Source organism: Microbacterium sp. NPDC086615, from assembly GCF_040686055.1.
Lineage (GTDB): Bacteria > Actinomycetota > Actinomycetes > Actinomycetales > Microbacteriaceae > Microbacterium.
Map to the genome: position 1 here is coordinate 345,488 of NZ_JBFBJJ010000001.1, position 18,959 is coordinate 364,446.

General features: G+C 68.7%; 21 protein-coding genes and 1 tRNA gene. 12 read left to right on the plus strand and 10 right to left on the minus strand.

Annotated elements, in window-relative coordinates; all coding sequences use genetic code 11:
• Positions 1-87: 87 nt before the first annotated feature.
• Positions 88-843 carry an acetolactate decarboxylase gene (locus AB0O24_RS01610; protein WP_275799706.1) on the minus strand — a complete coding sequence of 252 codons (756 nt, stop codon included), beginning with the start codon at positions 841-843 and terminating at the stop codon, positions 88-90.
• A 2-nt stretch (positions 844-845) separates the two neighbouring features.
• Positions 846-1,193 carry an Lsr2 family protein gene (locus AB0O24_RS01615; RefSeq protein WP_058627514.1) on the minus strand — a complete coding sequence of 116 codons (348 nt, stop codon included), beginning with the start codon at positions 1,191-1,193 and terminating at the stop codon, positions 846-848.
• A 159-nt stretch (positions 1,194-1,352) separates the two neighbouring features.
• Between AB0O24_RS01615 and AB0O24_RS01620 the strand changes: the two genes are divergently transcribed.
• From AB0O24_RS01620 to AB0O24_RS01645, 6 genes are all read left to right on the plus strand, one after another.
• Entirely contained in the window at positions 1,353-2,840 is a 1,488-nt protein-coding gene (locus tag AB0O24_RS01620) for an amino acid permease (RefSeq protein ID WP_275799707.1), read from the plus strand.
• Positions 2,841-2,999: 159 nt separating this feature from the next.
• Positions 3,000-4,043: an efflux RND transporter periplasmic adaptor subunit gene (locus AB0O24_RS01625; RefSeq protein ID WP_363372056.1), complete on the plus strand. Its 1,044-nt coding sequence runs from the start codon at positions 3,000-3,002 to the stop codon at positions 4,041-4,043.
• Positions 4,040-4,849 carry an ABC transporter ATP-binding protein gene (locus AB0O24_RS01630; protein WP_363372058.1) on the plus strand — a complete coding sequence of 270 codons (810 nt, stop codon included), beginning with the start codon at positions 4,040-4,042 and terminating at the stop codon, positions 4,847-4,849. The genes AB0O24_RS01625 and AB0O24_RS01630 overlap by 4 nt, the downstream gene beginning before the upstream one ends.
• On the plus strand, positions 4,849-6,141 hold the full coding sequence (locus AB0O24_RS01635) for an ABC transporter permease (RefSeq protein ID WP_363372060.1): 1,293 nt from the start codon (positions 4,849-4,851) through the stop codon (positions 6,139-6,141). The genes AB0O24_RS01630 and AB0O24_RS01635 overlap by 1 nt, the downstream gene beginning before the upstream one ends.
• 138 nt (positions 6,142-6,279) lie before the next feature.
• Entirely contained in the window at positions 6,280-7,023 is a 744-nt protein-coding gene (locus tag AB0O24_RS01640) for an ABC transporter ATP-binding protein (protein ID WP_058614160.1), read from the plus strand.
• On the plus strand, positions 7,005-8,591 hold the full coding sequence (locus AB0O24_RS01645) for a hypothetical protein (protein WP_363372062.1): 1,587 nt from the start codon (positions 7,005-7,007) through the stop codon (positions 8,589-8,591). The genes AB0O24_RS01640 and AB0O24_RS01645 overlap by 19 nt, the downstream gene beginning before the upstream one ends.
• Positions 8,592-8,649: 58 nt before the next feature.
• Here the strand turns inward: AB0O24_RS01645 and AB0O24_RS01650 are convergent, their stop codons facing one another.
• Positions 8,650-9,261 carry a TetR/AcrR family transcriptional regulator gene (locus tag AB0O24_RS01650; RefSeq protein ID WP_307385671.1) on the minus strand — a complete coding sequence of 204 codons (612 nt, stop codon included), beginning with the start codon at positions 9,259-9,261 and terminating at the stop codon, positions 8,650-8,652.
• Between the two features lie 116 nt (positions 9,262-9,377).
• Between AB0O24_RS01650 and AB0O24_RS01655 the strand changes: the two genes are divergently transcribed.
• Positions 9,378-10,472 (plus strand): oxygenase MpaB family protein, encoded by a 1,095-nt coding sequence (locus tag AB0O24_RS01655; protein WP_275799715.1) that lies wholly within the window; start codon positions 9,378-9,380, stop codon positions 10,470-10,472.
• A 94-nt stretch (positions 10,473-10,566) separates the two neighbouring features.
• On the opposite strand, the gene AB0O24_RS01660 is transcribed toward AB0O24_RS01655, so the two are convergent.
• A complete protein-coding gene (locus tag AB0O24_RS01660; RefSeq protein WP_363372066.1) occupies positions 10,567-11,214 on the minus strand; it encodes a TetR/AcrR family transcriptional regulator in 648 nt (215 codons plus the stop codon).
• Between the two features lie 122 nt (positions 11,215-11,336).
• On the opposite strand from AB0O24_RS01660, the gene AB0O24_RS01665 reads away from it, so the two are divergent.
• A complete protein-coding gene (locus AB0O24_RS01665; RefSeq protein WP_363372069.1) occupies positions 11,337-12,839 on the plus strand; it encodes an MFS transporter in 1,503 nt (500 codons plus the stop codon).
• 66 nt (positions 12,840-12,905) lie between these two features.
• Here the strand turns inward: AB0O24_RS01665 and AB0O24_RS01670 are convergent, their stop codons facing one another.
• The gene (locus AB0O24_RS01670) at positions 12,906-13,661 is read right to left on the minus strand and encodes an alpha/beta hydrolase (protein WP_363372073.1); all 756 of its coding nucleotides are present in this window, start codon (positions 13,659-13,661) and stop codon (positions 12,906-12,908) included.
• 112 nt (positions 13,662-13,773) lie between these two features.
• On the opposite strand from AB0O24_RS01670, the gene AB0O24_RS01675 reads away from it, so the two are divergent.
• Positions 13,774-14,208, plus strand: coding sequence for a VOC family protein (locus AB0O24_RS01675; RefSeq protein ID WP_363372076.1), 435 nt, complete (start codon positions 13,774-13,776; stop codon positions 14,206-14,208).
• 73 nt (positions 14,209-14,281) lie between these two features.
• Here the strand turns inward: AB0O24_RS01675 and AB0O24_RS01680 are convergent.
• From AB0O24_RS01680 to galU, 4 genes are all read right to left on the minus strand, one after another.
• Positions 14,282-14,357 (minus strand) — tRNA-Ala (locus AB0O24_RS01680).
• 92 nt (positions 14,358-14,449) lie between these two features.
• Positions 14,450-15,499 carry a hypothetical protein gene (locus tag AB0O24_RS01685; RefSeq protein WP_058627547.1) on the minus strand — a complete coding sequence of 350 codons (1,050 nt, stop codon included), beginning with the start codon at positions 15,497-15,499 and terminating at the stop codon, positions 14,450-14,452.
• Between the two features lie 192 nt (positions 15,500-15,691).
• Positions 15,692-16,315, minus strand: coding sequence for a GNAT family protein (locus AB0O24_RS01690; RefSeq protein ID WP_275801035.1), 624 nt, complete (start codon positions 16,313-16,315; stop codon positions 15,692-15,694).
• Between the two features lie 4 nt (positions 16,316-16,319).
• Positions 16,320-17,210, minus strand: coding sequence for a UTP--glucose-1-phosphate uridylyltransferase GalU (gene galU / locus AB0O24_RS01695; RefSeq protein ID WP_058595103.1), 891 nt, complete (start codon positions 17,208-17,210; stop codon positions 16,320-16,322).
• A 62-nt stretch (positions 17,211-17,272) separates the two neighbouring features.
• On the opposite strand from galU, the gene AB0O24_RS01700 reads away from it, so the two are divergent.
• The 3 genes from AB0O24_RS01700 to mscL are packed head-to-tail and all read left to right on the plus strand — an operon-like array spanning position 17,273 to position 18,653.
• Complete coding sequence (locus AB0O24_RS01700) at positions 17,273-17,869, plus strand: 5-formyltetrahydrofolate cyclo-ligase (RefSeq protein WP_363372080.1); 597 nt, start codon at positions 17,273-17,275, stop codon at positions 17,867-17,869.
• A 17-nt stretch (positions 17,870-17,886) separates the two neighbouring features.
• A complete protein-coding gene (locus AB0O24_RS01705; protein ID WP_363372083.1) occupies positions 17,887-18,186 on the plus strand; it encodes an FmdB family zinc ribbon protein in 300 nt (99 codons plus the stop codon).
• Positions 18,187-18,233: 47 nt separating this feature from the next.
• Positions 18,234-18,653 (plus strand): large conductance mechanosensitive channel protein MscL, encoded by a 420-nt coding sequence (gene mscL / locus AB0O24_RS01710; protein WP_058595036.1) that lies wholly within the window; start codon positions 18,234-18,236, stop codon positions 18,651-18,653.
• 47 nt (positions 18,654-18,700) lie between these two features.
• Here the strand turns inward: mscL and AB0O24_RS01715 are convergent, their stop codons facing one another.
• Entirely contained in the window at positions 18,701-18,958 is a 258-nt protein-coding gene (locus tag AB0O24_RS01715; RefSeq protein ID WP_363372087.1) for a hypothetical protein, read from the minus strand.
• Between the last annotated feature and the right edge of the window lies 1 nt (position 18,959).

Below are 18,959 nucleotides of genomic sequence, written 5' to 3' on the forward strand. Positions count from 1 at the left end.
GCGATCATAAGACCGGCGATATGGCGTCGCGGGGCGAAAGAATGGTAATTCACCCCTCGACTAACCCGCCGATCGGAACACATCCCCTCACCCCTCGGAGCGAGAAGCACCGCCCTCAATCGCACCGATCCGGCGATCCTCATCGTGCGTGAGTTCGTTCGAGAGGAATTCGTCGTCGGTGGGCAGGTGTAGCGCGAATCGCGCGTACGCGGATACCCGCAGAACCGCCTCACGGACGGAGATCTCCAGAACGTGACCACCGAGCGCACGGTCCTCGCTGAGGAAATGCAGGTGAAGACCCGCGACGGTGATGCCCTGATAGAGGCCCGGCATCCAGAACCCCACGACCGTTCCGCGCACGTCGTGGGATACCGTCTCGATCTGCTCCGCGGTGACCTCGGCGAGACGTCGGAACGGCGGTTGTTCGCGCGGCGTGAGGCGCGTACGAACCCGCGCCACGACGCCGTCCAGGCGGATCGCGTGGAACAGGTTCCGACTGACGAGGACGCCGTCGATCTCCGCCGCCAGCGCCGGTCCGTCGAGGTCGCGGACGGTGCGGGAGAGCGGTTCCCCGAGAGAGCACATGTCGAGAAACGGCATGGTCTCGTCGTCGCTCATGCGACGAGGAGGCCCCTCCGTGGTGCACGCGAAGAATTCACCGTCGAGCACGATGACTTCGCCGCCGAATCGCTCACAGCATCCGATGCCGGTATCACCGAGGGCGCGCGCGTCACCCACGGTGATACCGGTGGAATACAACCCACCCAGAAGGGCGTCGAGAGCGGCGAATTGCGTGACGACACCCGGGTCGATCACTGCTGCGGGGCGAATGTCCCCCGCCACGATCAGGACTGAGCGGCCGAATACGCTTCGAGCACCGCGGCGGGAACGCGACCGCGATCGCTCACCGTGTGCCCGTTCGCCCGCGCCCACTCGCGCACCGCGCCGAGATCCAGGTCGTTGTCGCGGCGTGCGGCACGAGGGCGACGCGACGTGGTCGTCGTCCGCGACACCGAGCGCGCGGCATCGACGAAAGGAGCGATGGCGTTGTAGAACTTATCCGCATTGCGGTTCGACAAATCGATTTCGTAGGCACGGCCTTCGACGGAGAAGGTGATCTGCTTTCCTTCGCCCTCTTCGAGGACGGAGCCGTCGAGATCGTCAACAAGGTGAGTGATGTGCTTGATTGCCATGATGCATAAAACGCTACACCTTTTCCGCAATTGACAGCGACATTCGAGAATGTCATACACCCTCTCGCGCACGTTCAGGGGGCGATAGGCACGAGCGACGGGAAGCGCTATCCTCCCCCGTGGCGTTCGCACGGAGAGCGCCCGTTAGGAGAGTTGCGCGTGAGCCTATTCCGCACGAAGTCGGTCGAGCAGTCGATCGCCGACACCGACGAGCCGGAGTTCCGGCTGAAGAAGTCCCTCAGCGCCGTCGACCTGACCGTCTTCGGCGTCGGCGTGGTCATCGGCGCCGGTATCTTCACCCTCACCGGGCGCGCGGCCCACGATGTCGCCGGTCCCGCCGTCGTGATCAGCTTCGTCATCGCGGCGATCGCCTGCGGCCTCGCGGCGATGTGCTACGCCGAATTCGCGTCCACGGTGCCGGTCTCGGGCTCGGCCTACACGTTCTCGTACGCCTCGCTGGGCGAGCTCTTCGCTTGGATCATCGGGTGGGACCTCATCCTCGAGATGTTCCTCGGCGCGAGCGTCGTCGCGCAGGGGTGGAGCGCCTATCTCTCGGCTTTCCTGCAGCAGCTCGGCGTCGCCCTGCCCGCGGCCATCAGCTCGGGAGGCGTCGTCGACATCCCGGCCATTCTCCTGGTGCTCGTCTTGGGTGGCCTGATGACGATCGGCATCAAGGAATCGCTGCGGGTGAATCTCGTCCTCGTCGCGGTGAAGTTGTTCATCGTGCTGTTCGTCATCATCGCGGGCATCATGTTCATCGCCCCGGCGAACTACGACCCGTTCATTCCGGCATCCGTCCCCACCGAGTCGACCTCGGGCCTGACGCAGCCCCTGCTGCAGTTCCTCTCCGGCTTGCAGCCGGCGACGTTCGGCGTCGGCGGCATCCTCGCGGGTGCAGCGCTGGTCTTCTTCGCCTACATCGGCTTCGACGTCGTCGCGACGACCGCCGAAGAGACGAAGAAGCCTCAGCGCGACCTGCCGATCGGCATCATCGCCTCGCTCGTCATCTGCACGATCCTCTACTGCGCGGTCGCGATCGTCGTGACGGGAATGGTCCCCTACGACCAGCTGAACCCGAAGGCGGCGCTGGCCGAGGCCTTCGCCTTCCACGGCCAGACCTGGATGGCCACCGTCATCGCGGCGGGCGCCGTCGCGGGCCTCACCACCGTCGTGCTCACGCTGCTCATCGGAGCCACGCGCATCATCTTCGCCATGTCGCGCGACCGACTCCTGCCGGGCGCTCTGGCGAAGGTGCACCCCCGCTTCCGCACCCCGTGGGTCATCTCGATCATCGTCACCGCGGTGGTGGCGGTCGTGGCCGGCCTCACGCCGGTCGGCATCCTCGAAGAGATGGTCAACATCGGCACCCTCTCGGCCTTCGTGCTCGTCTCGATCGGCGTGGTGGTGCTGCGCCGGACGCGGCCCGACCTCAAGCGCGGATTCCGCGTCCCGCTGAGCCCGGTGCTTCCGATCCTGTCGGCGGCGATCTGCACCTACCTGATGCTCAACCTGTCGGTCGAGACGTGGTTGCGCTTCCTCATCTGGCTGGCGATCGGGTTCGCGATCTACTTCGCGTACTCGCGCCGGCACGCGCGCGTCGGCATGCAGGACGTGACGCCTCAGGTCATCGCTCGACCGAAGGACTGATCGATTCCGGATGCCAGGGCCCCGGCGGACATCGTTCCGCCGGGGCCCCGCTGCCCCGATGAAGCAGACGGCGAGACCACAGGCGATACGTGCGCGATATGCCCCTCCCCCTAGGGTGAGAAGCGTCCGTCGACGACGATCACCGCTCCGGGGGGTTTCATGGGGATCGCACGCACCTGGGTTTTCCCGATTCTGCGTCTGCTTCTGGTCGCGCTGGTCGCGGCCGCTCTGATCAAGCTGGCGTTCTTCCCGGATCGGCCGGCCGACGCGTCTCCCGCCGAGCCGACAGGCGCGATCGTCGAGCCGCGCATTCCGGCAGCGCTCGGGACGATCACGAACGACGTCGTCGTCACCGCCGCCGTGGCGGCTGACCCGGCGGTTCCGGTGAAGTCCACCGCCGGCGGGGTCGTCAACAGGATCTTCATCACGCAGGGATCTGCGGTCAATCAGGGCGACGTGATCTTCAACGTCAAGGTCCCGATCGAGCGCGATCCCGCCGACAGCGTGGACGAGGAGGGCAAGCCGAAGCCCGCGATCTTCCGCTACGAAGACGTGACGGCGCCCGCGGGTGGAACGCTCAGTTCGCTCGCCGTGCTCGAGGGTCAGGACGTCACGGTCGGCATGGCGGCGGGGAACGTCGCTCCCCCGACGTTCTCGGTGACGGGGACGCTCGAGGCCGCGCAGCAGTACCGCCTGCTCAACCGCCCCACCGAAGCCTCGGTCGCCATCACCGGCGGGCCCGCACCCTTCACGTGTACGAACCTCCGCCTGGTCACGCCTCTCGCGGGAAGCTCCGGCGATGGGGAGTCGACGAGCGGCGGCACCTCCTCCTCGGGCGGCGGCTCAGGGACGACCGTGACGTGCGCCGTCCCCGGCGACGTCACCGTGTTCGCCGGGCTCGCGGCCGAGATGACCATCGCCGGCGGCAAGGCCGAGAACGTGCTCGTCGTCCCGACCACCGCCGTCCGGGGCGCCGCCCAGAGCGGCACGGTCTGGGTGTCGACGGCCGACGGCGCGACCGAGGAGCGCCCCGTCGCCCTCGGCCTGACGGACGGGACCCAGGTCGAGATCACGCAGGGATTGACCGAGGGCGAAGAGGTGCTCGAGTTCGCCCCCGGGGCGATGGCGGGATCGGGTGCGGGAGACAACTGCACCACGTACCCCGACGGCACGATGTTCTGCGAGTCGGTACCGGCGTCGTGAGCCTCCTCCGACTCGAGGACGTCACCCGCACCGTGATCCCTCCGGATCAGCCCGCCCTGACGATCCTCTCCGGGGTGAACCTCACCATCGAACCGGGCGACCACGTGTCGATCGTCGGCCGCTCCGGCTCGGGGAAGTCCACTCTGCTGAACCTGCTCGGTCTGCTCGACCTTCCCACCAGCGGCGTGATCAGCTTCGACGATCGCCCGGTGAAGAGCTACTCGAGCGCCCGACGCGATCGACTGCGCGGCGCGTCGATCGGCTTCGTCTTCCAGCAGTTCAACCTCCTCGCGGGACGCACGGCACTCGAGAACGTCACGATGCCGTTGCTCTACTCGTCGGGACGGACGTTCTGGCGGCGCAAACGGATCGCGGCCGAGATGCTCGAGCTGGTCGGTCTCGGGCACCGGCTGAACAGCATGCCCGACCGCCTGTCCGGCGGAGAGCAGCAGCGCGTCGCGATCGCCCGTTCCCTCGTGCGCGGGCCGCGCCTGATCCTGGCCGACGAGCCCACGGGTGCCCTCGACCTCGACACCGGCCAGAGCGTCATGGAGCTCATCGACGACGTCGCCGAGCGCACCGGCGCGGCGCAGGTCGTCATCACGCACGACCCGATGATCGCGCGGCGCGCGCGCCGGCACTTCCGCCTGGATCGCGGCATCCTGACGCCCGTCGACGATCCCGCCTTCGAGCCGCTCACGCGCCGCGAGATCCGCGAGATGGCGCCGGTCGAGCCGAGCGGTGAGGCGGCTGAGGATGAAGCCGACGTGCTCGACCTGTTCGCCGATGATCGGAAGGACGCCTGATGCGCGGGCTCACCGGCTTCGTCGGCGCTCTGCTCGAGGCCTGGCAGGAGGTACGCGTGCACCGCACGCGCGTGCTCCTTTCGCTCATCGGCGTCGCCGTGGCCGTGTGCTCGCTGACCACGGTGGTCGCCCTCGGCGCGATCGTGCAGCAGGCGAACCAGGAGCTCAGCGAACGTCAGGGCGGCAGGCCAGCCACGCTTTACGTCTCCGCGTTCCGTCTGGATGGGGCGATCGACCCGGCGGACATGGATGCCGCGTGGAGCAAGGTCCTCGAGCGCTACGACATCTCCTACGCGTCGCGTGTGCAGAACACCGTCCAGATGGTCCCGTTCGCGACGGGCGCGGTCCAGGTCGGAACGCAGGCCGTTGACCAGCCTTTCGGAGAGATGCACCGCGTCCAACTCACCGAGGGCTCGTGGTTCTCGCCGACCGACGAGCAACAGCTCGCGCCGCGGATCATCGTGAACGAGGTCTTCTGGGACCGCATGGGCCGGCCACCGCTCGAAAGCCACCCCGTGGTGGCCCTCGGCGGCGACGGCGTCCCGGGCGCGGCATCCGGAATCCCCGCCGGCGGCACGCTCGCGGTGGTCGTCGGGGTGACTCCCGCCAGCACGTGGGAGACCGAGCCGACGATGATCATGCTCGCGCGGCACGCGGAGGCGATGCAGAAGGCCGCCACCGGTGAACGCGGGTCGGCCGCCGCGGCCGCGGACCCGTACGGCGGCGGAGGAGCACCGCAGAGCCAGTACGAGATGTGGGTACCGCCCGAACTCGCGGACGCCCTCACAGCGGCCGTCACGCGCGACCTGCAGGCGGCCCTCGGCGACGGCACCGAGGTGAACGTCTCGCGGCAGGACTGGGCGCAATACGGCAACGATCCGTTCCTGGTGACGAAGCTCGTCGTGATCGGCATCGCGGTGCTCGTCCTCCTGCTCGGCGCGCTGGGCCTGGTCAACATCGCCCTAGTCACGGTCAAGCAGCGAGTGCGCGAGATCGGGATCCGACGCAGCTTCGGAGCGACGGCGGGTCGGGTCTTCTTCGCCGTGATGATGGAGAGCGTGGTCGCCACGGTCGTCGCGGGCGCCCTCGGCGTGGTGGCGGCGATCCTGATCGTGCAGTCCCCGGCGATGCGCGACCTCGTCGGTCAGGGCATGGTCAGCGACTTCCCGCCCTTCCCCGTGGACGCCGCGATCGTCGGTCTCGTCGCGGCCACCGCGGTGGGGGCGTTGGCGGGCCTGCTGCCGGCCCTCGTCGCGGTGCGGGTCAAGGTGATCGACGCGATCCGCTACTGACGTCCGCGCCGGAGCCTCGCGGCGCGGCGGAGCGCCCGATAGGTTCGGAACGTGACCGACTCCTCGAGCGCCGTGCCGCCGCCCTCCGCCCTGCCCGACGGGGTCGCTCCCCCGACGCCCACCGATTCGCTCCCCGCGATGGACATCACGGGCCTCGTGAAGCGGTTCGGCGAGAAGGTCGCCGTCGCCGGTCTCGACCTCCGCGTCCCCGCGGGGTCGTTCTACGGCCTGGTCGGTCCGAACGGCGCCGGGAAGACGACGACGCTCTCGATGGCGACGGGACTGCTGCGCCCCGACGCCGGAACGGTTCACATCCACGGCGTCGACGTGTGGGCGCAGCCGGTCGAAGCCAAGAAGCTGATCGGCAACCTCGCCGACGGGGTGCGGCTCTTCGACCGCCTCACCGGCGAACAGCTCGTGACCTACACGGGCATGATGTTCGGCCTCACGCGCGACGAGGTCGCCACGCGCACGGCCGACCTCCTGCGCATCATGGACCTGACCGAGGCCGCCGGCACGCCCGTCGTCGACTACTCCGCGGGCATGACCAAGAAGGTCGCGCTCGCGTGCGCCCTCGTCCACGCGCCGCGTCTGCTGGTGCTCGACGAGCCCTTCGAGTCGGTCGACCCCGTGTCGGCGGCGAACATCGAGGACATCCTCCGCGGCTACACCGCGTCCGGGGGCACGGTCATCGTCTCGAGCCACTCGATGGACCTCGTGCAGCGCATGTGCGATCACGTTGCCGTCATCGCGCAGGGCCGGCTGCTGGCATCCGGAACCGTCGATGAGGTGCGCGCCGGGAAGACGCTTCAGGACCGGTTCGTCGAGCTCGTCGGCGGCCGCCACCACGCGGAGGGGCCGCAGTGGTTGCGACAGTCCTGAGGATCCGTTTCCGCGTCCTCGGCAATACCCTCGCGCGCAGCCCGATGCAGTTGGTCGGGTTCATCTTCGGCGTGATCGGCGCGCTCTGGATGCTGCTGTTCGCGGCGGTCGGGTTGTTCTTCGTCGGCACGCTCGACTTCGACACGGCCCGTGCCGCCGTCACGGGAGCCGGGGCCGTGCTGATCCTCGGGTGGGTCGTCGGTCCGATCTTCGCGACCGGCGTCGACACGACGCTGGATCCCGCGAAGCTCGCACCCTTCCCCATGACCACCACGCAGATGATGATCGCGATCACCGCGGGCGGGCTCACCGGCGTCGGTGGCCTCGCGACCGTCGTCGCGAGTCTGCTCACCTTCCTCGTGTGGGTGCATGAGCCGGTTGCCGCGATCGCCGCGATCGTGTGCGTCCCGATCGGCGTGCTGATCTGCGTCGTCGCCTCGCGCGCCGTGACGGCGCTGGCATCCGGAATCGGCGGCGGCCGGCGCACGAAGGAGCTGATCGGCCTCGTCGCTTTCGCGCTGGTGATCTTCGCGAGCCCGATCCTCATCGGCATCCTGAACGCGGTGCAGTCCGCCACCGAGCAGGGATTGCAGCTGCAGACGCTCGTCGGCGCCATCTCGTGGACGCCGATCGGCGCCGCCTGGGCCGTGCCGGGAGACCTCGCGACCGGCTCGTGGCTGACCGCGATCCTGAAGTTCGTGATCGCCGTCGCGACTCTCGCCGTGCTGTGGGTGCTGTGGTTCCGCAACCTGTCGGCGTCCGTCATCGCCCCGCCCGCGCGGTCGACGACGAAGCGCAAGACCGGCTCGCTCGGCTGGTTCGGCATCATGCCGTCGAACCCGGTCGGCGCGACCTGGGCCCGCTCGCTCACGTCGTGGACCCGCGACCTGCGTTACATCCGGCAGCTGCTGCTCATCCCCTTCGCCCCGATCATCGTTCTGCTCTATTCGCAGTGGGATGTGAGCACTCCGTTCTTCGCGCTGTCGGGCCTGTTGGTCGGCTTCTTCGCGGGCGTCCTCCCCTATTCCGACATCTCGTACGACGGCACGGCTTTCGCGACCGTCATGCAGACCGGTATCCGCGGCCGTGCGGATCGACTCGGGCGCACGCTGGGCACCGCAAGCGTCGCTGTTCCGCTCGTCGTCGCCGCCGACATCGTCACTCTCGCGATCTCGGGACGGTGGGATCTCCTGCCGCCGGTGCTCGGCGCCTCGCTCGGCTTGACGCTCATCGGCTTCGGCATCAGCGCGGTGAGCTCGGCGTTCCTCGTCGTCCCGACCCCGGCGCCCGGCGATTCGCCGTTCAAGCGCGTGCCGGGCTCGTCGTTCTCGATGTTCCTGACGTTCTTCCTGTGCTGGGCCCTCGTCGCGGTCATCGGACTGCCGACGGTGATCCCCGCCATGATCGCCACGTTCGCCGGGTCGAGTCTCGCGGGGTGGATCGCGTTCGTCGTCGGGCCGGTGCTCGGCGTCGCGGTGCTGGCGGCCGGCGTCGTGCTCGGCGGCAAACGCTTCGACGCCAACGCGCCGGGCCTGCTCGTTCAGTTGCGGTGGTTCCAGGGGGCGTAGAGGGGCGGATGCCGTTCGCCCGGCGCCGGGTCGGGGCCGGGCGATCTCAGTGCCGACGTCAGGCCGACGAGGGGCCGGCTCCGCGAAGGGCCTGATCGACGACGCGCTCGCAGTAGCTCTCGGCGGCGAGCGGGTCGTCGAACGGAGACGGCGCGAAGCCCATCAGGGTTCCCACCAGCGCCGAACCCGTGATCGCCTGCAGCAGCACGTCGGCGTCGCATCGATCCGACAGTTCGCCTCGCTCAATGGCCGCCTGCACCAGGCCGCGATTGCCGACGTGGATGACCGTACGCAGTCGTTCGAAGTACTGGTCGAAGACGGCGGGCTGCGAGGCGCGTTCAGCGCTCACGCGCAGGACGAAACTGCCCTGGTCGGAGAACATGAGTCGCAGCACCGAGAGAGCGATCTCGCGAAGGTGACCGCGGATGTCCGTCCCGTCCGTCTGGGCGGGCTCGAGCACGTGCGAACGCAGAGCTTCGTCCAGCAGCTCGTCCGCCGAGGACCATCGGCGGTAGATCGCGGGTTTACCGACGCCTGACTCGCGGGCGACGGCGTCGAACGTGAGACCCGCTCGACCCGATGCGGCATAGACGCGCTGCGCCGCCATCAACACCCTCGCGTTGATCTCGGGGTCACGAGGGCGGCCGGTTCGCTGTCGAGTCTCCGCCACGCGGTCCACGATACCGACGGCGATCCCGGGGACGGGCCGACCGTTGCATGGACGAGGGGATGGGTCTAACGTCACTTACGTACGATATCCGTACGTAAGTGACGAAGGAGTCCCAGATGACCACCACCCTCCCGCCGGCAGGCTCAGCGAACGCACCGTTCGTCCTCACCGAGGAGCTTCTGTGGGGCGACATCGCGAGATGGCGACGGTTCGGCGACGTCGTGCCGGCGGGCCACTCTCTCGCGCTCGACGGATCCGTGGACTATGGGCTGTTCGGCCCGGGGTCGGTCACGTGGAAGGTGGTTCTGCATCCCGCGATCATCGTGTTCGAGAGTCCCGCCCAAGCCGTCCTGCAGTTCCTCTACAAGCCCATCACCGCGGGGATCCGAGACGCCGACCCCATCTCCCGGCGCGCGCGCTCCGGCAAGTTCACCTGGTTCGACTTCTTCGAGCGGTTCCAGCGCAATTCGGGGATGCACGCACCGATGTGGCTGGGCGACACCGAGACCGCGACGCGGATGGCGACCCACCTGCACCGTATCCACGGCCACGTGCAGGGTCCGGTGATCGATCCCGACGACGCGTCGCTCGGCGGGTATGCCGCAGCCGAACCCCGCGACGCCATGTGGGCCGCGATCACGGAGATGCACGCGATGCTCCTTGCGTACGAAAGTCTCGCCTGGCACGGAGACGAACCGCCGCGCCCGCTCTCACCGGAAGAGCGTGACCAGTACGTCGCCGAGATGGCGCCGTACCTCCGGCTCGTGGGCGCCGAGGAGTCGGAGATCCCGCACAGCATGGCCGACCTCGACGCGCTCTACGAGAAGTACTCGCCCTACTTCGGCCACCGCGAGAGCGTTTTCCGTGATCTCGAAACGGGCGTCGACATGATGCTGCAGTACCGTCAGGTGGCGGAAACGAACTGGCATCCGAGCCACGCACTCGCCACGGACGTCCTCGCCGAGACCTACAACGACTGGCACGACGTCATGCCGGCCATCCTCCCCGAGAAACTGCAGCTGGCGGCCGGCCGGACGCGCGAGCAGGTCGACGCCTCCGGCGACGCGATCCGCGCGCGTGAAGGCGACATCCGCGCCATCCAGAGCCCGGACAGCGAGGCCCGCATCATGAAGCTGCTCTGGGGCCCGGACGGTGTGGATCTGATCACCAGCGCGCGTCGCCTGGAAGAGGAGTTCCGCGCGAAGGCGTGACCATCGTCGTGCGCACCGGCATCCGCGGCTGCGCCAGCTGACCGGACGGGGGCGGCGGACGTCACGACACGACGGCCGTCGCCCCGACGCCTGCTCAGGTCGCGCGAGTCACGCCCAGAGCGGGCAGGATGACGTCGTCGATGACCGAGATCACGTACTCCGGGGTGATCGGCGTGCGTTGCATGAGAGTGCGATAGCAGATCATCGCCGAGCCGACGGAGGCGATCATGTCGACGTCCCGGTCGGCCGGGACCTCGCCGCGCTCGATCGCGCGACGGATGAGCATCTTGTTGAGCTCCAGACGAGGAGCGACGAGCGCCGTCTGCGCCGCATCGGCGAGCTCGGGCGAGCGCGAGAGCATCGACACGATGCCCGCCATGACCTGGAGCTTCTTCTCCCCCTCCTCGATCGAGAGCGGCTTGACCATCGCGACGAGATCTCCGCGGAGCGTTCCCGTGTCGGGCACGTCGCGCGCACGGAGATCATCGCGCTTCATGCACGCCACGGCGTCGAGGACGAGCTCCTCCTTGGACGCCCAGCGACGATAGACGGTGGCCTTCCCCGCTCGCGCGCGGGCGGCGACCATGTCGATGGTCATTCCGTCGTACCCCGTCTCGGCGAGGACGTCGAGCGCGGCGTCGAGGATCTCGGCATCCCGTGATCGATCGCGCTTGCGCCCCGGTCCGGACTGCTCGTCGGCAGTGTCGACGGCTTCTGCGTCGATGAGCTCCAGCGGCGTCATCGCAGCCGACCCCCTTCTTCGTCTCTTCCGGCGATCCCGCCGAGCCCTCAGTCTAAGCGGACCGGATGAATTTCGGAACTGGCTGTTTCCGGAACTGCTCAGTTCCGTATATGGTGTCGCCCATGACCTCCTCCTCGACCTCGGTGCCGCCCTCGCGCCGCCGTTGGCTGACGCTCGTCATCGTCGGCCTCGCCCAGCTCATGGTCGTCCTCGACGCGACCATCGTGAACATCGCGCTGCCCGCCGCCCAAGCCGATCTCGAATTCTCGAACGGCGATCGGCAGTGGGTCATAACGGCCTACTCGCTCGCCTTCGGCAGCCTGCTGCTGCTCGGTGGCCGGCTCTCCGACCTGATCGGGCGCAAGCTCACCTTCGTCGTCGGCCTCATCGGTTTCGCGGTGGCGTCGGCGTGGGCCGGAGCGGCACCCGACTTCGCCACGCTGGTCGCCGCCCGGGCTCTCCAAGGCGCCTTCGGGGCACTGCTGGCCCCGACCGCGCTGGCTGTCCTCACGACGACATTCACCGTGCCGAAGGAGCGCGCCCGCGCGTTCGGCGTGTTCGGGGCGATCGCCGGCGCCGGCGGTGCCGTCGGTCTCCTGCTCGGCGGCGTGCTGACCGAGAAGCTCGACTGGCGCTGGAACCTCTACATCAACGTCGTCATCGCCGCCGTGGCGGTGATCGGCGTGCTGGTCTTCGTCCCGCGCATCGAGCGTCACGGGCCGCGACCGCGGCTCGACGTGCCCGGCACGCTGCTCGTCTCGGCCGGCCTGTTCGGGGTCGTGTTCGGCTTCGCGAACGCCGAGACCGACGGGTGGGAGTCTCCCCTGGCCTGGGGCACTCTGATCGCCGCCGCCGTCCTGCTCGCCGCCTTCGTGGCGTGGCAGAGCCGCGCCGCCCACCCCCTCCTTCCGTTGCAGGTGCTGCGCGATCGCAATCGCGCCGCCGCCTACATTTCGATCCTCGTGGCCGGTGCCGGCATGTTCGGCATCTTTCTCTTCGTGACCTACTTCCTGCAGGTCTCGCTGGCGTTCAGCCCGATCCAGACCGGTCTCGCATTCCTGCCCATGATCGTGATGCTCGTTCTCGCGGCCCAGCTGTCGACGAACGTCTTCCTGCCGCGCTTCGGGCCGAAGATCATGGTGACGATCGGGATGACGCTCGGGGTGCTCGGCATGCTCCTCCTCACGCGGCTCGACCTGGACAGCTCGTACGTCGCGAACGTGCTGCCGGCGCTCGTCGTCATGGGAAGCGCGATGGGCACGATCATGCCCGGCTCCATGCAGACCGCCACCCTCGGGGTCGACCGGCACTTCGCAGGCGTGGCGTCGGCGCTCGTGAACACGAGCCAGCAGGTCGGCGGCTCGATCGGCACGGCGATGTTGAACACGATCGCCGCCGCCGCCGCGACCGACTACATCACCGCCCACGCACCTGCCTCGCCCGAGGTCATCGCAAGTGCCGCGGTGGCCAGTTACTCCACCGTGTACTGGTGGGCCACCGGGATCTTCGCCGTCGGCGCCGTCGTGGCGGGACTGCTGTTCCGCACCCGCTCAGAGACGGCGGCGTTGCTCGCGGAGCGCCCGACCCCGACCGATGGAGCCGCCGAGCCCGTCGTGGCGCACTGACTCCCCGCGGGCACGCAACGCCCCACACGGCGGGCCCGCACCCTCTCGGGGGCGGGCCCGCCGCTCTCAGCTGACGAACTCTTCGACCCGTGCCACGAAGCGCTGCGGGTCCACGAGGTGCGGGTAGTGGGTGGGCGGCTGCCATACCTCGTGCACGGTGTGCGGGATCTCCTGCTGCAGCCACGCCGCGTACTCGGGACCCGCATCGAGCCCGGTGATCACGAGGTACGGGACGTCGGCAGGGATCCTGGTCAGGCTGGTCACGAGTTCCGACAGCTTCTCGGGAGAGTCCTCGAGCAGCGGCTGCCACATCCCGAGCACCACGTCCTGCTTCGGGGACCGGATGCCATCGACCCGCGCCATCTCGTCGGCATCCAGGCCGCCCGCCATCTGCGCGAACATCGCCTGGATGAACAGCGGGAAGCCGTCGCCGCGGAGCATCTCCTCGGCCTGCTGCACCTGCCCCTGCATCCCGGCCAGCTGCAGGGGCTGGTCGACGTTGACCACCGCGCGGGCGGGAAAGAGCGCTCCGTAGGCCGTCGCGACGATGCCACCCATCGAGTGGCCGACGACCACCGGCAGCTCTGCGGGGATGACGTCGTTCTCGGCGAGCTGCGCAAGCGTCTCGTGCACGTCGGCCGCGAGCGTCGGGATGTCGTACGGCTCCTCAGCCGCCGACGCACCGTGCCCCCGCATGTCGACCCGGACCACCGTGAAGCTCCGCGTCAGATCGACCGGATCCCAGCTGCGCCGATCCTCGGTGATGCCGTGCAGGAGGACCAGCAGCGGGCCGGAACCCGACACGTCGTGGGCGAGGATCATGGGCTTCTCCCTGAGGGGCGAGCGGGCTTTGCCCGAGCATATCGGGGTCTTCCGGCGGCGAACGCGGGAGGTCTATCGTGAGGGCGAATCCCCCACGCAGAAGGATGCCTCGATGTCGACCTCCCTCGTTGTCTACGTCTCGTTCGCCGGTGCCGCCCGCGAGGCGATGACCTTCTACCAATCGGTGTTCGGCGGCGAGCTGTCGATCAACACCTTCGCCGACTTCGGCATCCCGGACGCTCCCGCCGACGGAGTCATGCACTCCGAGCTCTCGGCCGACGGCTTCACGATCATGGGCGCCGACGGCTTCGAGGAACCCGCCGAGGGCTGGGGTAAGAGCCGCATGCACGCCGCTTTCATGAGCGACGAGACGGACCGTGTCCGGGGCTTCTACGACCGCTTCGTCGACCGCGGCGCCCAGGTCACCCAGCCTCTCGAGAAGCAGGTCTGGGGCGACCTCTACGGCGAGATCATCGACCCGTGGGGCGTGGCGTGGATGTTCAACATCGCGGCGCCGGGTGGGTGGGCGGAAGGCAATAGAGCCTGAGACACGAAGGCCGGCAGCCGCGTTCCTCGCAACGAGAAAGACCCCCGCCGGAGCGGGGTTCTTCTTGGCTATCTGGTGGACCTGAGGGGATTCGAACCCCTGACCTCCTCGATGCGAACGAGGCGCGCTACCAACTGCGCCACAGGCCCGGACAACTCCACAACACTATCACGCCGCGAGCCCGACGCCCGCGCGGAGCCGACCGCCCGGGCGCGTCATGCCGAGGGCGGCATGCGGCCTGTCACTGACCCGACGCGCGACGCTCGAGCAGTCGGCGAACGTGGTCCTCGATCTCGGTGTCGTCGACGTATCCCATCGCCGCGTACGGCGAGGGAGCAGCCGCCGGACGCGCGGTCTCGATCGGGGTCGGAGCCTGGGCAGCGGCGATCTCGCGGGCGGCCTCTTCGCGGGCGGCGGCACGCAGGGCCTCGCGGGCGAGCTGTTCGTCGACGACAGCCGCAGCGCGCGAGCCGGCCGAGGCGACGAGCGGCCGCGGGAGCTCGCGCGGCGTCCAGGTCTGACGCGGAGCAGGAGCCGCCGGAGCGAAGTCCTGCACCACCGCTGCCACGCGTTCCTCGGCGACGACCGCCGGGCGAGCGACGCCCCGAGAGGCCACGACCGCGAGACGACGGAGAAGGAGAACGGACGCCACGACCCCAGTCGAACCCGCGATGAGGAGAACAGGTCCCCCACCGGCGACGACCATCACGGTTCCGGCAACGGCCGCGATCAGGCCGGCGAGGGCGAATACCGACGTGGCGAGGCGAAAGCGGCGGCGCGCCTTGGCACGACGCGCTTCGGGGTGGGCGACCGCCGCGGCGCGCTCGGCGCGGGCACGCTCGATGGCCACCTCGCGTTCGGCACGGGCCTTCTCGAGAGCCGCGGCGCGCTCGGCACGAGCGACGTGCACGGCGGCGGCGCGTTCCGCCCGCGCGAGTTCGAGGGCGGCAGCGCGCTGCTCTTTCACGAGATCACGGTCGCGGGCGTTCTCGAGGCGGGCGACCTCGAGTCGGGCCTTCGCCTCGGCGAGCTCGATCTCGGCCTTCTTGGCCTGCACCTGACGCGCGATCTTCTGCTGCTGGTGCGCCGTCCGCGCGGTGAGTTCGAGGTGGACCTCACGGGGCGTCTCCGCCGTCTCGGCGAGTACGCGGAGCGCCTGGTTGAGGCGGACGGCGTTGCGCTCGGCCGAGGTGAACCGGTGTCGGCTCTGCCATGACGGCAGAAGATAGACGAGCCACAGCGCGACCGCCACGAAGACGATCACCCCGCCACCGAGAACCTGTCCACCCATGTGAACACGGTAGGTCACGGGACGGTCACAGCTCGGCATCCCCGCGCGTGTCGTCGCTGACCGCGCGATCTCCGCCGACCAGCCCAGACTGCATCCAGCTGACATCTCCATTGCAGCCTGCAGTGGGAATGTCAGCGCGATGCAGTCTCGCCACGCGGGCGCGGGCGCGAGTGGTCGGGAGCGACCGAAAGACTAGAGCCGGTCGGCGGGAGGGACGCGGGCGGCGTCCGGCGGCACCTGGCCGCGCTCGTAGCGGTCGAGCACACCGTGCGGGACCTCCTCGCGCACGAGCGCGAAGGCGTAGTGGTCGCGCCAATCACCGTCGATGTGGATGTATCGACGGCGCAGCCCCTCGTACCGGAACCCGAGCTTCTCGACGACCCGCAGGCTCGCGTGGTTCTCGGGACGGATGCAGATCTCGACCCGGTGCAGGTTCAGCGAGGTGAAGCAGATGTCGGTGGCCAGCGCGACGCTGATCGTGGTGATGTTGCGTCCGGCGTACGGCTCCGCCACCCAATACCCGATCGTCGCGGACGCGAGCGAGCCGCGCGAGACACCCCACACGTTCAGCTGACCGGCGACCTCGTCGTTCCACTCCATGACGAAGGGAACGCCGACGCCGTCGCGGTATTGCTGCATGAGCCGCCGAATGCCGAGGCGCATGTCGAACGACACCGGACCATCGGGGCTCGTGGCCTCCCACGGCCGCAACCACGAGCGGTTGTCGATCAGCTGCTGCTGAAGGACGCGCGCATCGCGGTTGCGGATGAGACGGATCGACACCTCGCCGTGCCGTCGTGGGACGGAGAGATCCATGGGGTCAGAGACCCGCCGCGAACTCCTTGAACCACGGACGCAGCGCCGGGCCCAGGTCGTCGCGGTCCGCGGCGAGCTGGACGATCGCCTTGATGTAGTCGACGCGGTCGCCGGTGTCGTAGCGACGGCCGCGGAACACCACGCCGTACACGCCCCCACCGTCGCCGCCGCCGTTGGCGAGCTCTTCGAGCGCGTCGGTCAGCTGGATCTCGCCACCCTTGCCGGGTTCGGTGTGCTCCAGGATGTCGAACACGTCGGGTCCGAGCACGTAGCGGCCGATGATGGCCAGGTTGGAGGGAGCGTCCTCGGCCTTCGGCTTCTCGACGAGCTGGGTGACCTTGACCACACCGTCCTCTTCGGTGGGCTCGACCGCGGCGACGCCGTAGAGGTGGATGTGCTCGGGGTCGACCTCCATCAGAGCGATGACGGTCGCGTTGCGCTTGTCGTATTGCTCCATCATCGTCGTGAGCAGCGGGTCGCGCTCGTCGATGAGGTCGTCGCCGAGAAGGACCGCGAAGGGGTGGTCGCCCACGTGGCTGCGCGCGCGAAGAACGGCGTGACCGAGGCCCTTGGGCTCGCCCTGGCGCACCATGTGCACATCGGCGAGGTCGGAGGAGTGCTCGACCTTGGCGAGCTTGTCGCTGTCGCCCTTTTCGCGGAGCTTCGCCTCGAGCTCGGGCATCGAGTCGAAGTGATTGGCGATGTTGTTCTTGTTGCGGCCGATGATGATCAGGACATCGTCGATACCGGCGCCGGTGGCCTCTTCGACGACGTACTGAATGGCCGGCTTGTCGACGACCGGCAGCATCTCCTTCGGCATGGCCTTGGTGGCCGGAAGGAAGCGCGTACCGAGTCCTGCGGCCGGAATGACGGCCTTGAAGGGCTTATGAGGCATGGGCATACCCTACTGGTCTCCTGTGACGGCGGCGTGACGGGACGCGCACTTACACTTACTGCATGCCCGACAGCATCGAGCAGGCCAAGCGCGCATTACGCGCCGATCTTCGCGAACGACGCCAGATCATTTCTGCGCACGCGCGCGAAATCGCCGAGGACGGCGTCAAAGAACAGCTCGACGCCCTGGTCGAAAGGCTCGGCGCACGCAGCATTTCGTGTTTTCTGTCCACGACCACCGAACCCGGCACGCATGCCTTCGTCGCCGGTGCGGTGGCGCGCGGCATCCGGGTCCTTCTTCCGATCACGCGCGAAGACGGGCTGCTCGATTGGGCGGTCGCCACGCCCGACGCCGACATCGCCGAGGGACTGTTCGGCCTCCCCGAGCCCGTCGGCGACGTGCTCGGACCGATCGCCGTGAACGACGTCGATCTTCTCGTCATCCCCGCGGCGGCGGTCGACCGGCGCGGCATGCGCCTCGGCTGGGGCCGGGGCTACTTCGACAAGACCCTCGGCTCGATGGAGAAGTGCCCTCCCGTCTACGCCGTCATCTTCGACTCCGAATTCGTCGACGACGTTCCGCGCGACGTGCACGACCAGCCCGTCTCGGGCATCGTGACCCCGACGCGCACGGTGCGTATCGCCGCCTCCCCCGCCTGACACCCGAAAGAAGCACCATGCCCACCTACTCGTATGCCTGCAAGCAGTGCGGACACCGTTTCGACGCCGTCCAGTCGTTCTCCGACGCGGCCCTCACCGAATGCCCCGAGTGCGGCGGAGACCTCCGCAAGCAATACGGGTCGATCGGCGTGACGTTCAACGGGTCGGGCTTCTACCGCACCGACTCCCGGAGCTCGTCGAGCAGCTCGTCCAGCAGCGGGTCGTCGAGCGGCTCGTCGAGCTCGACCGGCGCAAGCGGTGGCGGATCGTCGTCGACCTCGTCATCATCGACTTCGACGGCTTCGTCGTCGTCCTGACGCGTCGCCCCTCGCCAGCAGACCCTCGACCCCCCAGGAGACCAAACGTGATCAAGGGATTCAAAGAGTTCATCCTCCGCGGCAACGTGATCGATCTCGCGGTCGCCGTCGTCATCGGTGCAGCCTTCACCGCGATCGTCAACGCAATCGTCCAGGGCTTCATCAATCCGCTCATCGGATTCGTGTTCCAGATCGGCGATCTGACGAACCTCAACCTCTCGGTTCCGACGATCTTCGGCGGCATCGCGACGTTCGAGTTCGGATCGATCCTCGTCGCCGTCATCAACTTCCTCGCGGTCGCCGCGATCGTGTACTTCGTGTTCGTCTTCCCGATGAACCGCTGGAAGGAGCGCGCCGCCGCCCGCGCCGGCGTCACCGACGCGGCATCCGAAGAGCCCAAGCTCCCCACCGAGCAGGAGCTCCTCGTGCAGATCCGCGACCTCCTGGAGCGCCAGAACAAGGCCTGACCGCCTCGACGAACGGGCTCGCGCCGGCATCGGCGCGGGCCCGTTCGTCAGTAGTGCGGGGGAACGTCGCGCAGCATGCGGTCGTCATTCGGACCTGATGCCACCGGCCCCGGCCCTCCACCCCGGTGCGGGTCGTCCGCGGGGGCGGGTTCCGCCGTCGTGCCCGGTGCCGGCAGCAGCCGCGCACGGCGCGCGCCGGGGATCCGGATCACCGGCTGACGTTCCTCGTGCGATGCAGCGTTGTCGCGCGGGAGCTCCGGGTCCGGATCGCCCGCGGTACCCGTGGCATCCGGGGTCGTGCTCATC

Excerpts from the sequence above, each read along its gene's own strand:
- AB0O24_RS01615 (WP_058627514.1), bottom strand. The coding sequence starts at position 1,193 with ATGGCAATCAAGCACATCACTCACCTTGTTGACGATCTCGACGGCTCC.
- AB0O24_RS01625 (WP_363372056.1), top strand. The coding sequence starts at position 3,000 with ATGGGGATCGCACGCACCTGGGTTTTCCCGATTCTGCGTCTGCTTCTG.
- AB0O24_RS01635 (WP_363372060.1), top strand. The coding sequence starts at position 4,849 with ATGCGCGGGCTCACCGGCTTCGTCGGCGCTCTGCTCGAGGCCTGGCAG.
- AB0O24_RS01640 (WP_058614160.1), top strand. The coding sequence starts at position 6,280 with ATGGACATCACGGGCCTCGTGAAGCGGTTCGGCGAGAAGGTCGCCGTC.
- AB0O24_RS01655 (WP_275799715.1), top strand. The coding sequence starts at position 9,378 with ATGACCACCACCCTCCCGCCGGCAGGCTCAGCGAACGCACCGTTCGTC.
- AB0O24_RS01660 (WP_363372066.1), bottom strand. The coding sequence starts at position 11,214 with ATGACGCCGCTGGAGCTCATCGACGCAGAAGCCGTCGACACTGCCGAC.
- AB0O24_RS01665 (WP_363372069.1), top strand. The coding sequence starts at position 11,337 with ATGACCTCCTCCTCGACCTCGGTGCCGCCCTCGCGCCGCCGTTGGCTG.
- AB0O24_RS01670 (WP_363372073.1), bottom strand. The coding sequence starts at position 13,661 with ATGATCCTCGCCCACGACGTGTCGGGTTCCGGCCCGCTGCTGGTCCTC.
- AB0O24_RS01675 (WP_363372076.1), top strand. The coding sequence starts at position 13,774 with ATGTCGACCTCCCTCGTTGTCTACGTCTCGTTCGCCGGTGCCGCCCGC.
- AB0O24_RS01685 (WP_058627547.1), bottom strand. The coding sequence starts at position 15,499 with ATGGGTGGACAGGTTCTCGGTGGCGGGGTGATCGTCTTCGTGGCGGTC.
- AB0O24_RS01690 (WP_275801035.1), bottom strand. The coding sequence starts at position 16,315 with ATGGATCTCTCCGTCCCACGACGGCACGGCGAGGTGTCGATCCGTCTC.
- galU (WP_058595103.1), bottom strand. The coding sequence starts at position 17,210 with ATGCCTCATAAGCCCTTCAAGGCCGTCATTCCGGCCGCAGGACTCGGT.
- AB0O24_RS01700 (WP_363372080.1), top strand. The coding sequence starts at position 17,273 with ATGCCCGACAGCATCGAGCAGGCCAAGCGCGCATTACGCGCCGATCTT.
- AB0O24_RS01705 (WP_363372083.1), top strand. The coding sequence starts at position 17,887 with ATGCCCACCTACTCGTATGCCTGCAAGCAGTGCGGACACCGTTTCGAC.
- AB0O24_RS01715 (WP_363372087.1), bottom strand. The coding sequence starts at position 18,958 with ATGAGCACGACCCCGGATGCCACGGGTACCGCGGGCGATCCGGACCCG.